We start from the raw sequence: 13,791 nt of genomic DNA, 5'->3' as shown, positions 1-13,791 counted from the left end.
GGCGTATTCAGTGGACGGGAACTCAGGCCGGCACGCCGACCGTTTCCTTCAGCACTTCCTCGAGGATCACGAGCGCTTCGTCGAACACGGCCTGCGTGATCGTGAGCGGGAACAGGAAGCGCACGACGTTCGAGTACACGCCGCACACGAGCAGCAGCAGGCCGCGCTCGAGCGCACGCGTCTGCACGCGCTTCGTGAATTCCGCATCCGGCTCGCCCGAACCCGGCTTCAGGAACTCGACCGCGATCATCGCGCCCGGGCCGCGCACGTCGGCGATCTGCGGCACGTCGGCCTGCAGCGAGGTCAACTTTGCTTTCAGCACATCGCCGAGTTGCGTTGCACGGTCGCACAGCTTCTCTTCGTCGATGATCTCGAGCACCGCGTGCGCCGACGCAACCGCCAGCGGGTTGCCTGCGTACGTGCCGCCGAGGCCGCCGGGCGCTGCCGCGTCCATCAGGTCCGCACGGCCGACGACGCCCGACAGCGGCATGCCGCCCGCGAGGCTCTTCGCCATCGTGATCAGGTCGGCCAGCACGTCGTAGTGCTGCATCGCGAACAGCTTGCCGGTACGCGCGAAGCCCGTTTGCACTTCGTCGGCGATCAGCAGGATGCCGTGTTCGTTACAGATCTTGCGCAGCGCGCGCACGAATTCGGCCGGCGCCTGGTAGAAACCGCCTTCGCCCTGGACCGGTTCGAAGATGATCGCGGCGACGCGCTTCGGATCGATGTCGGCCTTGAACAGCATCTCGATCGCCTTGATCGAGTCGGCCGTCGTCACGCCGTGCAGCGCATTCGGGTACGGCGCATGGAACACGTCGCCCGGGAACGGGCCGAAGTTTAGCTTGTACGGGGCGACCTTGCCGGTCAGCGCCATGCCCATCATCGTGCGGCCGTGGAAGCCGCCCGAGAACGCGATGACGCCCGGACGGCCGGTGGCGGCGCGCGCGATCTTGATCGCGTTCTCGACGGCTTCCGCGCCGGTCGTGAAGAACGCGGTCTTCTTCGGGAAGTCGCCCGGCGCGCGTGCGTTGATCTTCTCGGCCAGTTCGACGTACGACGCGTACGGGACGATCTGGTACGCGGTGTGCGTGAAGTTGTTCAGCTGATCCGCGATCGCCTTGACGATCTTCGGGTGGCGGTGGCCCGTGTTCAGCACCGCGATGCCGGCGGCGAAATCGATGAAGCGGCGGCCTTCGACATCCCACAGTTCCGCGTTCTCGGCGCGGGCTGCGTAGAAATCGCACATCACACCGACGCCGCGCGGGGTGGCGGCGTTCTTGCGGGCCTGCAGGTCGGCATTCTTCACGGTCATCTCCTTGATGTTCTATCCGGTGAGTAGGGAATCGGGCGCGTTGGCAGCCCATGGAGGCGACTATAATCACATTTGGCTCTGGCAATCAGAGCCATTTCAATAAATATTCAGGAGCCAATCATGCGCGCGAGCGTGTTGTCGGACTGGCTGGCGCAGCGCCTCGTGCGCGGCGGCGAACAGCCGATCTACCGGCAGCTTCACCGGCTGCTGCAACAGGCGATCCTGTCGCGCGAACTGCCGGCCGGCACGCGCGTGCCGTCGTCGCGGCTGCTGGCCGCCGAACTCGGGATCGCGCGCAACACGGTCACGCAAGTTTACGAACAGCTTGCGCTCGAAGGGTATGTGAACTCGGCCACGGGCCGCGGCACGTTCGTCGCCGACAGCGCGCCGGACGAGATCGTCGGTGCACCGCCCGACGCGGCGGCCGGCCCGGCCGTGGTGTTGCCGTCCGCGCGGCGGCTGTCCGCGCGCGGCACGCGGCTCGTCGAAGGCGCCGGCGTGTCGAAGCGCCAGGGCGGCGCGTTCATGCCGGGCGTGCCCGATGTGTCGCGATTTCCGGCGCGCGTGTGGACGCGGCTGCACAACAAGTACTGGCGGCGTCTGCGCCCCGACCTGCTGACCTATGCGCCGGGCGGCGGGCTCGCGCTGCTACGCGAGGCGCTGGCCGATTACCTGCGCACGTCGCGCTCGGTGCGCTGCACGCCCGAGCAGATCGTGATCACGACCGGCATCCACCAGTCGATCGACCTGGCGGTGCGGTTGCTGACCGATCCGGGCGACGCGATCTGGACCGAGGACCCGTGCTACTGGGGCGTGCGCAGCGTGCTGAACGTGTCGGGGCTGACCACGCGGCCGATCCCGGTCGACGAGGAAGGCATCGCGCCGTCGGCTGCCGATCTCGCCGCACCGCCGAAGCTGATGCTCGTCACGCCGTCGCACCAGTATCCGCTCGGGATGGTGATGAGCCTCGCGCGGCGGCGCATGTTGCTCGAATACGCGCGCCAGCACGGCTGCTGGATCATCGAGGACGACTACGACAGCGAATTCCGCTACGGCAGCCGGCCGCTCGCGTCGCTGCAGGGGCTCGACACGGCCGGGCAGGTGATCTACGTCGGCAGTTTCGGCAAGACGCTGTTCCCCGGGCTGCGGGTCGGTTACCTGGTCGCGCCGGAACCGCTGGCGGAAAGCTTCGCGACCGCGAGCGCCGAGTTGTATCGCGAAGGGCAGTTGCTGCAGCAGGCGGTGCTCGCGGAATTCATCGCGGAAGGGCACTTCGTGTCGCATATCCGCAAGATGCGCACGCTGTACGGGCAGCGTCGCGAGGTGCTGCTCGATGCGGTCGCGCGCCGCTACGGCGAGTCGCTGCAGGCGCTCGGCAGCGACGCGGGGCTGCATCTCGTCACGCAATTGCCGGCCGGCGTCGACGATCGCGCGGTGGCGCAGGCCGCGCTCGAACGCAATATCGTCGTGCGGCCGCTGTCCGGTTATTACGCGGATCGCGAGCGCGCGGCGCCCGGGTTGCTGCTTGGTTATGCGTGCGTGCCGGAGGACGAGATCGCGACGGCGTTCGCGACGCTCGCCGAGGCGATCGACGAGCGGGCGTTTGGCGGTGAATGCATTTTCGCGTGACGGACTGCTACCGACGCGTTGGCCTTTTGCGTCGGGCGATGCGGGCCAGCAGTCGCAGTGTTGCACGCTCCAGGTGGATCCATGCCGGCAGCGCTTGGCACATTGCCATCAGCATCGACAGTGCAACGACAAGGCTTAGAACGAACACCGGCTGACTCCCGTTGAACGATTGTTCGCACGCTGTTGGCCTGGCGGGCGCGGGTCCGCACGGCGAGCAATCGCACGAGATGGTGCCGCATTGTTTGGCCGCGGGCGTCGGACAACTGGACGTTGACGCCGGGACGGGCGTACCGGACGCCGTTAATGGAGCGTGGCTCGCGGGTGTGACGGGCACGTTCGACGAGGTGGTGCACAGGAAGTCGTGCGTGGAGGCGGATGTGCGCGCGAAGACGGACCGCGCGTTTGTCCACACATGCGGAATCTGGCACGTGACGATCTCGAGCTGACCGCTGCCGAGCACGCCGGCGAGCACGATTGCTCCGATACCGATGGCCCATTGTAGCGGCGGTAGTCTGGGACTCAGCGAGAGCGCTAGCGCAAACCCGAAGATCACGAGTGCCCAGGTCAACGCGGCTGGAAAGCTTGTCGCGATCCCGAAAGCGACGAGCGGAAGCAACAGGACAAACAGGATCGGCGTACGCAGCATCGATAGCGCGATTCCGTATGCGAACATTGCCCAGCCGAGCAGCACGATGACATGCGGCAGCGTAGATGGATTGCCCAGCTCAGCTTGCGACCAGAAGAATTGCAAAATGACGAGCAGCGCACCTGCCGTGAGCATTACGCCGTTCAATGCTGCGCTCGTACGAGAACGATGGAGGAGCCCCTGCACGACGAAGTAAAAGCCAAGCACGGGTACACGTAGCCAGGCGAACAATGCGCTGATCGGACCGAGTTTTGCTCCCTTGCTGGCGAGCGCGCTCTGGAGCGCCGCCGCGGTGTGCGCGACCGTACGCGTGAACAGGTCCGAGCCGGGCTCGGTCAGTAGACTCTCGGCACCGATCAGGCCGGTCTGGAGGCACGCGGCGGCGGCCTGCGGGCTTGGTGTCGTGCGCCATTTCTTGTCCAGCGACGGGCCCGGTCCGCGCGGGTCCGCACCGTCCTCGACGTCTTCTCTGGCCGCTTGCGCCAACGCTCCCAACTCTTCCTCGAGGATGCCGTAGTGCAGGCGCAGCGTGATTGCATCTGCGCAGGCCTTCAGCATGTCGGGCGGTGTGCTGCCCGTCTGATCGAGGTATGCCAGTTCCGCGGCAACCAGCGCGCCGTAGTCGTGTTGCGTCCAGGCGGCGTCGAGCACGGAACGCAGGCGATCAGACGGCACGGAATCGACCGCGATCCGACGGATGTCGTCGGCCGCGAGGTGCGCTGCACCAGCGCGCCCGCCATACACGTATTGCAGGCGTTCGGGATTCAACAGCACCTTCACCAGTCGCTCCGAGCCGTCCAGACGTCCGAAAATCCAGTCGTTGATGCGCCACGATTTCTTGTAGAAGCCGCCGAAATGGGCGAGTTGCAGCCCCAGCAGCTTGCGGTGTGCATTGGTCGTATCGGGTGCAAGCGGGCTAGATGCGTTGCCGCTGATTTGGACAAGTTCGATCAATGCATCCTCGGACAGTGCGTCCCTATCGTTGAATGCGTATTCGATAACATCGAGTTGCATCAGGCGAAACAGCACATGGCGACTGATTTCGTCGGACATAGCTGCAGTCCGGTATCTTGGCGGGCTGGCCGCGTTGCTCGCCGGCGCAAGAAAGTCGACGAGCCGAGACAGGCCGCGTGCACGTTCGGCGTCAACCGGATTGAGTCCATCCCGATTCAGTCGCCGCAATACGCCAGTTGCGATCTCGCAGGTGTTGCAGATGGCGCCCGCGACGAAATGCGCGATTCGCGCGCAGCGTAAGCGGCGTTGCGGCTCGATAACGAATGCGAGCATCTTCGCGAGATCGTTGGAATCCAGCAAGGCGATTTGCTGTTCGGCATTCGGCGTATGCCGGTTATGCGCAGCGCGCTGGCCGATCGAGACGAGCAGCGAGTGCGCGTTTGATGTCCAGCGCGGCTCCTCCTTTCCCGCGAAGTCCGTCACCTGCTTTACCGCGTCGTAGGCGGCTCGCCAGAGCGGGGCAAGCCGGCCCACGTCTGCACGTTCGTTCGGATGTGCCGGTAGCGGGCCCATGACATCGGGATCGGACCAAGCGTCGTCTGGTGAAGTGGTGGCGGGACGCTGTACGAGCGTCGGCGCCCCTGACGTGCGTAAATCGAGCAAATCCTGGAAGCGCTGTGTAAGTCGCAGCAAGTCGAGCAGAACCTTGGTCGCGAAGTCGACGGGCGCCAAGCCCCATTCCCAATTTTGCGAGCATTCGAACGCGGGGGCGTCCATGTCGGCGGGCCATGCGGACGGGATCCATCCTCGCCAAGGGAATGCTTCGAACGCGGTGCGCATCGCGTCCTTGCCGTGCCTACCGATTACATGCTGCCCGGCCATTGCGGCTGTGTCCTGTGCCGCAGCAGAGGGAAACGACGAGTAAACGAAGGATTCGAACGTACTGGTGATCCTGCGCTTTCGGTACAACTCGAACAGTTGTATAGCGTGTTGTAGTAGCAGGGTGTCGGATAGTGTGCATACGAGATCGAGCACATCGTTGCGACGCTGCCGAACAGCATGATTGTGCTGCTTGATTTCGTCGAGCTGATCGGTGATCGTCTGTGATTGAGGGATGTTCCAGACGCTTGCCGCGAGCACCGCGCCAAGAGAGGGCGGTTCTTCGTTTGACGCCTTTGCCCGAGCGTCGCTCCGATCGTGATTGCCCGGGTCGGGGTCGATATAGACGAGCACACGGCGCACGCCACGTTCGGTCGGCTTCGAGAAGATTGCCTGCAACGCGCCATGGAACGGCTTGTTGTCGAGCACGCCGCCATCCACTACGTAGCGCGGCGTGTCGAGCGGCGTATTCGATGCGTCTACCAGCGTCGAGTGCCCGCCAATCGCGGCGACATCGATTCTGGCGGGCTCAAATGCCAGCGGGAACGATGCGGTGGCGCGTGCTGCATGCGATAGCGTGTCGATTAACGGGGTCGCGTGCTTGAAGTCGTCCCGCTCCGACGAACGCACAAAATGAAATCGGGCGCGGAAGTCGACGTCGCCGACCTGAGAGCCGAGATCGTCGACGGAGTAGGCAGGCCGGCCGCGCAGTAGTGTGGTCGTCAAGTAGAGATCGAGCGGTGTGTCGACCGCCGCGCTGACGGGCGTGTTCGAATTGGCGGCGAGCTTGTGGAACGCGCCTGCAATCTCGGGCAGGAAATACTGATCGCCCATTAGCAACGAACCGGGATTGTCGGCAAGCGGGGGCCGCAGCAGTCGATCGAACGCGCCCATTTCCTTCCACACGTCGCGCAGCAGGCTGAATGTGCCACCGTATGCGGTCGCGACAGCCAGCGCCGCACCGTTGATGCCGCCAGCGCTTGTGCCGCTGATGACGTCGACGTGTGCGGCCGTGCGAGTGATGTCCAACAGATCTGCATACACAGGGTGTTTGCGGGCGACGATCCGGTGGATCTCGTTGGTGACCCCGCCCATCCATACGGCGAGGCTGACGCCGCCGTTCATTACGAGTGCGAGCCGTAGTTCCTCGACAGCTTCGTTCGACATGGTTTCCCCGCATCGGGACGGGAGGCGAATGAATGCCCGATGCGTCGAGATCGAATCGGCCGCAATATACCCGATTCGATTTCTTCATCGATTACGCACCCCCGTGCTTTATTCGATTTTTTGATTCGCAGTGTGATTTTATTTGGTTCGATGCTCGTCGCTGATTGGGTTTCTTTCCAGATGTTATATGCGAGCGACGCAAGGAAGCATAGGGTGATGCGGGTAAACGATGCGCGATGATGAATTGACGTAATCGCTACCTGGAAGAGGCCGCATGTCGGTGCGATAGGGCCCGCGGAATGGTGTTCGTTTTTCCGGATTTGTCTGATAAAACAAGGGAAATAGTGAATTAAAAACTCGATATGTTGTGAATTTGTAGGAATTTGAACGAACAGAGTGTCTTCGTCCTGGTAAGTTCCGAATCAATATTTTTAAAATTGCCATGAATTGAGCAGACTGACTTCGAATCGTTCCATCAACCTGCTCGAGCACTCAACTCAATACCCGATCCACACCGCGAACGTCAGCACGACGCACGACAGCGCGAGCAGCGTCAGGAACAGCGGCAGCACGAAGCGGATCCACGCGCCGAAGTCGACGCGTGCGGTCGCGAGATACGCGAGCAGCATCCCCGACGTCGGCGTGACGAGGTTCGTCAGTCCGCCGCCGAGCACGAACGCGAGCACCGACGTCTGGCCGCTCACGCCGGAAAGCTGCGCGATCGGCCCGATGATCGGCATGCTGACCGCGGCCTTGCCCGACACCGACGGGATGAACACGTCGAGCACCATCTGCACGCCCATCAGGCCGTTCGCGACCCACACCGGCGATTGCCCGTCCGCGAGCCGGGTGAAGAAGTGGATCAGCGTGTCGAGCACGAGGCTGTTCTGCAGCAGCAGCTCGACCGACGCGGCGAGCCCCATCAGCAGCGCGGCGAGCATCATGTTCTTCATCCCGTCGACGAACGCATCGGCCGCGCTGCGCGAATCGAGCCGGCCGATCGCGGCCGTCGCGATGCTCACGGCCGCGTAGAACGCCGCGAGTTCGACGTTGCCCCATTTCAGTTCGCGCGTGCCGTAGATCAGCATCGCGACGGCCGCGGCAAATACGACCAGCGTGGCCTTGTGGCGCAGCGACAGCTTCGCGGTTGCGTGCGCGGCGTTGCCCGCCGCGGTTTGCCCGGCGCGGTAGCCGGTGTTGCGCACGTAGCGCAGCAGGTACAAGATGCCGATCGTCAGGAATACGACGAATACGGCCGCGCGCAGCGCGACGCCGCTGAACAGCGGCACGCCGACGAGCGGCTGCGCGACGGCGAGCGCGAGCGGGTTCGTGACCGACGCGATATAGCCGATCTTCGCGGCGATCGCGACGAGTGCGACCGCGAACAGGTCGGACAGCCCGAGGCGCCGCGCGATCACGACGACCATCGGAATGATCACGAGGTATTCGGAGATGAAGCCGAGCAGCGTGCTGCCGAGCCCGATCAGGATCATCAGCATCGGCGTCAGCAGGTACGCGTTGTTGCCGGTGAGCTGCAGCAGCCGGTCGATGCCGGCATCGACGACGCCCGTGCGGCGCATCACGCCGAACATCCCGCCGACGAACATCACCATCACGATCAGCGGCGCGTTCTTCAGCAGGCCTTCCGGCACCGCGACGAACGCGGACACGAGGCTCGCCGGCAACGCATGTGCGGACGTGCTGTGGCTGACGGCCGGCGCGACGAGCGTCGCGAGCGCGGTCGTCTTCGGTACCACCTGGTAGGTGCCCGGCACGACGAGCCGGCCGTTGCGCGCGAAGTGGCCGGAGTCGACGATCCACGTGAGCGCGATCGCGGCGGCCAGCACCCACAGCATCATCACGACCGGGTGCAGCATCTTGCCGTGCGGATGCGGCGCGTGGCCGGCGTCCACCGTTGGATCGTCGGACGCGAGCGCGGGAGTGTCGGCGCCGTGCGCGCCGGCCGGGTTCGGGGAAGAGGCGGACATCGGATCCTCGTCGAAGAAGGAGCGGGCCGTCAGGCCGGTTGCAGCGCGGCGCGCGCCGGGACGTAGCCGAGTTCGGCGGAAATGGCGTGGCTGCACGCCTGCAGGCGTTCGAGATAGTCGGGAATGTCGGCGTGGCTCACGCGCACCTCGGGGCCCGTCACGCTGACCGACGCGACCGTCGCACCCGTCAGGTCGCGCACCGGCACCGCGATCCCCACCGCGCCGGGCGTCACTTCGCCGCTGCTGACCGCGTAGCCCTTGCGTGCGACCGCGTCGAGTTCGCCGGCGAGTTTCGGCTGATCGTCAGCCTGCCCGGTCCTGCGCAGTTGCACGAAATACTCGTCGCGCACCGCATCGGGCGCGAACGCGAGCAGCACCTTGCCCGATGCGCCGAAATTGATCGGCCGGCGGTTGCCGACCGAGCCGACGGTGCGCACCGCATGCGTTGTTTCGCAGCGCGCGACGCACACCGATTCGAGCCCTTCGCGCACGCGCAGCACGACGGTTTCGTTGATCGCCTGGTTGAGCTCGAGCATGTGCCGGTGCGCGGCGCGCACCAGCGCGTTCTGCTGCGATGCGGCCACGCCGATCACGAACGCCTGCGGGCCGAGCGCATAGGTGGACGTGCGTGGGTCCTGCACGACGAAGCGGTGCAGCTCGAGCGTGCACAGCATCCGGTAGGTGCGCGACTTGTTGATGCCGAGTTGCGACGCGAGTTCGGTCACGCCGAGGTGCGGATGCTCGGCCACGTAGGTCAGCAGCTTCAGCGCGCTGTCGACGGCGTCGACGATGTAGGTCGTCATGCGGCATCTCCGGGTGCAGCGACGCGCGCGCGGACGTAATCGGCGAGCGCGTCGAGATATGCATCGACCGAGCGCTTCAGCGCGGCGAAGCCCGCGTGTTTCGCGAACGCGGCTTCGTCCATGTAGAGCGCGCGGTTGAATTCGATCTGGATGCTGTGGCGCTGCCGTGCCGGATCGGCGAGCGCGGTCAGCAGGTCGCCGCCCTGGTACGGGTCGTTGATCTGCACGCGGTAGCCGGCGTCGGCGAACCACTGCGCGGTCCACGCGGTGAAGGCGGGGTCGGCAGTTGTGCTGCGCCGGTCGCTGACGACGACGTCCGGCCGCAATGCGCCCGCGTCGACGTTCATCGCATTGCCGCGCGACTTCATCGAATGGCAGTCGATGTGCCACAGCGCGCGATGCGCGGCATGCAGCGGCTCGGCGATGCCGGCGAGCGCGCGGCGGTACGGCCGGTAGTACGCGTCGATCCGGTGATGCACTTCGGCGAGCGACAGCTTGCGGTCGTACAGCGGCACGCCGGGCAGCGCGTCGCGCCGGATCAGCCCCATCCCGCGCTGCGTGTACGGCTGCGGCGAAAGCGGCTCGGGCCACGGCTCGGCGAGCAGCGTCGCGTCGATGTCGGTTTCCGCGCGGTTCGGATCGATGTACGCACGCGGAAACGTCGCGCCGAGCAGCGTGCCGCCGCGCGCGGGGGCGCCGGCCCACAGTTCGTCGATGTACGCATCCCACGTCGTGCGGATCGCGTCGCCCGGCGCGACGGTGGAGAAGTCGGGCGGATACGCGATGCCGCTGTGCGGCGAATCAACGACGATCGGCAGCGCGGGCACCGTCGGCGCTGCGACGAAATACGCGGGCGATTCGCCGTCGGTCGCGTTGTTGCAATTAAACGTCAGCATGGGGATCAGGTTCTTTACCTAGTGTCTCGAAGCGTTTTGCTCGTTTGTTTTAATCATTAAAACAGCGTATCAATATTTCACAACGGCAGAAAATTGCGGTCAAGGGCTTTTTTCGACGCGGGCATTACGCGTTGTGATCGGCTTGTAATGCCCGTCGTTATTGGGTTTGTTTCATTCTTCGAAACGCACTGCGAGCAAGGCCGTTTCGACTCCCTCGTGCGATTTTTGGCATGGCTTGACGCTTCAAATCGCCGAATTCGACAATGAATAAGACGATGTTTTATTCAATAAAACACGTTGCGGGCGAAATAAATCGCTCCCCATATTCAATCGACAAAAGGGGTCGGAGATGAAGCGGAAAGAGATGGCGGTCGCGCTGGCAGGCGTTGCAATCGCGGCGGGTGCGACGCACGCGCAGGCGCAGTCGAGCGTGACGCTGTATGGCGTCGTCGATTCGGGGATCACGTACACGAACAACCAGAACGGGCATGCCGCGTGGCAGGCGACCGGCGGCAACGAGCAGGGCACGCGCTGGGGGCTGCTCGGCAAGGAGGAACTCGGCGGCGGCACGCGCGCGGTGTTCCGGCTCGAGAACGGCTTCAACATCGAAAGCGGCGCCGCGAGCCAGGGCGGCCGGATCTTCGGGCGCCGTGCGTACGTCGGGCTGGAAAACGACCGCTGGGGCACGCTGACGATGGGCCGCCAGTACAACGCGGCGCAGGAGGTGCTGGAGCCGCTGCAGATCGGCGCGACCACCGCGCTCACGCAGTACGCGCTGCATCCGTTCGACACCGACGACCTGAACAACACGTTCCGCACCAACAACTCGGTGCAGTACCAGACGCCCACGTGGTACGGGCTGCGCGCGGTCGGCCTGTACGGCTTCTCGAATTCGACGTCGTTCGCGGAAAACCGTGTGTGGAGCCTCGGCGCGAGCTACGAGAACGGGCCGCTGCAACTCGGCGCGGCGTATGTGCGCGTCGATCATCCGGCGCTCGACACCACCGGCGCGGCGGCATCCGACAACTACTACACGTTCATCAAGGGCGTGACGCGCCAGCAGATCTGGGGCGCGGGCGGCGCGTATGCATGGGGCGCCGCGACGTTCGGGCTGCTGTACACCAGTTCGCTGTTCAACCTGCAGACGGGCGGCGCGCTACGCTTCAACAACTACGAGGGCAGCGTGCGCTACCTGATGACGCCCGCGCTGCAGTTCGCGCTCGGCGAAACCTACACGCAGGTGCTCGCGTCGCAGGGGCCGAAGCCGAGTTCGCACTACCTGCAGACGAGCGTCGGCGCGCAGTATTTCCTGTCGAAGCGCACCGATATCTACGTGAATGCGTTCTACCAGCGCGCGTCGTCGAACACGGTGGCCGCGATCGAAGGGATCTCGAATCCGTCGAGCACGCGTACACAGATCGTCGCGGTGACGGGCATTCGCCACAAGTTCTGACGCGGCACGCCGCGGGCGCGCGTGCGGCTTACAGCCGGATCAGCGCCGCGCCCGCGACCACCAGCGCGCACGCGGCGAGCCGCTGCGCGCCGGGCCGCTCGCGCATCACGAACCAGCCGATCGCGACCGCGAAGATCGAGCTCGTTTCGCGCAGTGCCGACACGGTCGCGACCGGCAGGTGCCGGTACGCGAGGATCACGATCCCGTATGCGGCGAGCGAGATCGTGCCGGCGATCGCGCCCTGCCGCAGTGCCGTGCGCGAGCCGAGCACCGCGCGCGGGCCGCCGCGCATCGCGCAGACGAGCACGAGCTGCGGCACGCTCCACAGCAGGTACACCCACGCGATGTAGCCGAGCGCACTGCCGGACACGCGCGAGCCGATCCCGTCGCAGATCGAGTACGCGGCGATGAACACGCCGGTGAGCAGCGCATACGGCACGCCTTCCCCCGAGAACCTGAAGCCGCGGCGCAGCGCGAGCGACATGATGCCGAACGACACGAGCGCGATGCCCGCGAAGCCGAACGGCGTCGGCTGCTCGTGCAGCATCGCGAACGCGAGCACCGACACGAGCAGCGGCGAGATCCCGCGCGCGATCGGATAGATCTGCCCGAACTCGCCGTTGCGGTAAGCGCGCGCGAGCGTGAAGCAGTACGCGACCTCGAGCGCGGCCGACGCCGCGATGTACGGCCACGCGGCGGGCGCCGGCGCGGGCAGCAGCGCGGCGCCGGCGACGCCGAACGCGAGATACGGCAGCGACATCGTGCCGAGCTGGACGAGCCGGTCTTCGCTGACGTGGAGGAACGCATTCCAGATGGCGTGCAGCAGCGCGGAGCACAGCACGAGGCCGATGAACAGGTGATCCATGAACGAAGGTGTAGGCAGGGCGGGACAGGGCAGGCGGCGTCAATTATGTGGGTATCGGGCGCGTTCGCGCGGAATTGTCGATAATGGAACGTTGTTATTCACCGGATGCCGACGATGACCGAAGCCACCCAAGCCCAGCCTGCCGTTCCGCGCCTCACGAGCCTGTCGCACGGGGGCGGCTGCGGTTGCAAGATCGCGCCGGGCGTGCTGTCCGAGCTGCTGAAGCGCGCGACGCCGCCCGCGCTGTTCCCGGATCTGCTGGTCGGCACCGAGACGTCCGACGATGCGGCCGTCTACCGGCTCAACGACGAGCAGGCGATCGTCGCGACGACCGACTTCTTCATGCCGATCGTCGACGATCCGTTCGACTTCGGCCGCATCGCGGCGACCAACGCGCTGTCCGACGTGTATGCGATGGGCGGCAAGCCGATCCTCGCGCTCGCGCTGGTCGGCATGCCGATCAACGTGCTGCCGCACGAGACGATCGCGGCCGTGCTGCGCGGCGGCGAAGCGGTGTGCGCGGATGCCGGCATCCCGGTCGCGGGCGGTCATTCGATCGATTCGGTCGAGCCGATCTACGGGCTCGCGGCGATCGGCGTCGTGCATCCGTCGCGCGTGAAGCGCAACGCGGCCGCGCGCGCGGGCGACGTGCTCGTGCTCGGCAAGCCGCTCGGCGTCGGCGTGCTGTCGGCCGCGCTGAAAAAGAGCCAGCTCGACGCCGCGGGTTACGCGCAGATGATCGCGACGACCACCAAGCTGAACCGGCCGGGCACCGCGCTCGCCGCGTTGCCGGGCGTGCACGCGCTGACCGACGTCACGGGCTTCGGGCTGCTCGGCCATACGCTCGAACTGGCGCGCGGCGCGCATCTCACCGCGCGCGTGCACTATGCGTCGCTGCCGTGGCTCACGGGCGTCGAGGCGTTCGTCGCCGACGGCGTGTTCACCGGCGCGTCGGGTCGCAACTGGGCCGCGTACGGCACCGATGTGCGGCTGGCCGACGGGCTGCCGCCCGTCGCGCAGGCGCTGCTGACCGATCCGCAGACGTCGGGCGGGCTGCTGGTCGCGTGCGCGCCCGAGGCCGTCGACGAAGTCCTCGCGTGCTTCCGCGCCGATGGTTTCGACCGCGCGGCCGTGATCGGCGAGATGGTGGACGGGCCCGCGCGCGTCGACGTCGCCTGACGCGGAATTTCCGCACGGGA

The 13,791-nt window shown here is 65.8% G+C and carries 9 protein-coding genes; 3 read left to right on the top strand and 6 right to left on the bottom strand.

Annotated elements, in window-relative coordinates; genetic code table 11:
- Positions 1-22 precede the first annotated feature (22 nt).
- The gene (locus VL15_RS12705) at positions 23-1,312 is read right to left on the bottom strand and encodes a 4-aminobutyrate--2-oxoglutarate transaminase (RefSeq protein ID WP_196319580.1); all 1,290 of its coding nucleotides are present in this window, start codon (positions 1,310-1,312) and stop codon (positions 23-25) included.
- 120 nt (positions 1,313-1,432) lie between these two features.
- Here VL15_RS12705 and VL15_RS12700 point away from each other — a divergent pair, with 120 nt between their 5' ends.
- A complete protein-coding gene (locus VL15_RS12700) occupies positions 1,433-2,941 on the top strand; it encodes a PLP-dependent aminotransferase family protein (protein ID WP_048245900.1) in 1,509 nt (502 codons plus the stop codon).
- Between the two features lie 7 nt (positions 2,942-2,948).
- Here the strand turns inward: VL15_RS12700 and VL15_RS12695 are convergent, their stop codons facing one another.
- From VL15_RS12695 to VL15_RS12680, 4 genes are all read right to left on the bottom strand, one after another.
- A complete protein-coding gene (locus tag VL15_RS12695; RefSeq protein WP_080970808.1) occupies positions 2,949-6,587 on the bottom strand; it encodes a patatin-like protein in 3,639 nt (1,212 codons plus the stop codon).
- Between the two features lie 497 nt (positions 6,588-7,084).
- Positions 7,085-8,575 (bottom strand): YfcC family protein, encoded by a 1,491-nt coding sequence (locus VL15_RS12690; protein WP_048245898.1) that lies wholly within the window; start codon positions 8,573-8,575, stop codon positions 7,085-7,087.
- Between the two features lie 29 nt (positions 8,576-8,604).
- On the bottom strand, positions 8,605-9,378 hold the full coding sequence (locus tag VL15_RS12685) for an IclR family transcriptional regulator (protein ID WP_048245896.1): 774 nt from the start codon (positions 9,376-9,378) through the stop codon (positions 8,605-8,607).
- A complete protein-coding gene (locus tag VL15_RS12680; RefSeq protein WP_048245895.1) occupies positions 9,375-10,274 on the bottom strand; it encodes an N-formylglutamate amidohydrolase in 900 nt (299 codons plus the stop codon). Before VL15_RS12680 ends, VL15_RS12685 begins: the two co-directional genes overlap by 4 nt.
- Before the next feature lie 349 nt (positions 10,275-10,623).
- Between VL15_RS12680 and VL15_RS12675 the strand changes: the two genes are divergently transcribed.
- Complete coding sequence (locus tag VL15_RS12675) at positions 10,624-11,727, top strand: porin (RefSeq protein WP_048245893.1); 1,104 nt, start codon at positions 10,624-10,626, stop codon at positions 11,725-11,727.
- 28 nt (positions 11,728-11,755) lie between these two features.
- On the opposite strand, the gene VL15_RS12670 is transcribed toward VL15_RS12675, so the two are convergent.
- On the bottom strand, positions 11,756-12,592 hold the full coding sequence (locus VL15_RS12670; protein WP_048245892.1) for a DMT family transporter: 837 nt from the start codon (positions 12,590-12,592) through the stop codon (positions 11,756-11,758).
- Positions 12,593-12,706: 114 nt separating this feature from the next.
- On the opposite strand from VL15_RS12670, the gene selD reads away from it, so the two are divergent.
- A complete protein-coding gene (gene selD, locus VL15_RS12665; protein WP_080970823.1) occupies positions 12,707-13,771 on the top strand; it encodes a selenide, water dikinase SelD in 1,065 nt (354 codons plus the stop codon).
- Positions 13,772-13,791 lie beyond the last annotated feature (20 nt).

This window comes from Burkholderia cepacia (assembly GCF_001039005.1).
Lineage (GTDB): Bacteria > Pseudomonadota > Gammaproteobacteria > Burkholderiales > Burkholderiaceae > Burkholderia > Burkholderia theae.
This window is presented reverse-complemented; position numbering and strand designations above follow the sequence as displayed.

Excerpts from the sequence above, each read along its gene's own strand:
- VL15_RS12705 (WP_196319580.1), bottom strand. The coding sequence starts at position 1,312 with ATGACCGTGAAGAATGCCGACCTGCAGGCCCGCAAGAACGCCGCCACC.
- VL15_RS12700 (WP_048245900.1), top strand. The coding sequence starts at position 1,433 with ATGCGCGCGAGCGTGTTGTCGGACTGGCTGGCGCAGCGCCTCGTGCGC.
- VL15_RS12695 (WP_080970808.1), bottom strand. The coding sequence starts at position 6,587 with ATGTCGAACGAAGCTGTCGAGGAACTACGGCTCGCACTCGTAATGAAC.
- VL15_RS12690 (WP_048245898.1), bottom strand. The coding sequence starts at position 8,575 with ATGTCCGCCTCTTCCCCGAACCCGGCCGGCGCGCACGGCGCCGACACT.
- VL15_RS12685 (WP_048245896.1), bottom strand. The coding sequence starts at position 9,378 with ATGACGACCTACATCGTCGACGCCGTCGACAGCGCGCTGAAGCTGCTG.
- VL15_RS12680 (WP_048245895.1), bottom strand. The coding sequence starts at position 10,274 with ATGCTGACGTTTAATTGCAACAACGCGACCGACGGCGAATCGCCCGCG.
- VL15_RS12675 (WP_048245893.1), top strand. The coding sequence starts at position 10,624 with ATGAAGCGGAAAGAGATGGCGGTCGCGCTGGCAGGCGTTGCAATCGCG.
- VL15_RS12670 (WP_048245892.1), bottom strand. The coding sequence starts at position 12,592 with ATGGATCACCTGTTCATCGGCCTCGTGCTGTGCTCCGCGCTGCTGCAC.
- selD (WP_080970823.1), top strand. The coding sequence starts at position 12,707 with ATGACCGAAGCCACCCAAGCCCAGCCTGCCGTTCCGCGCCTCACGAGC.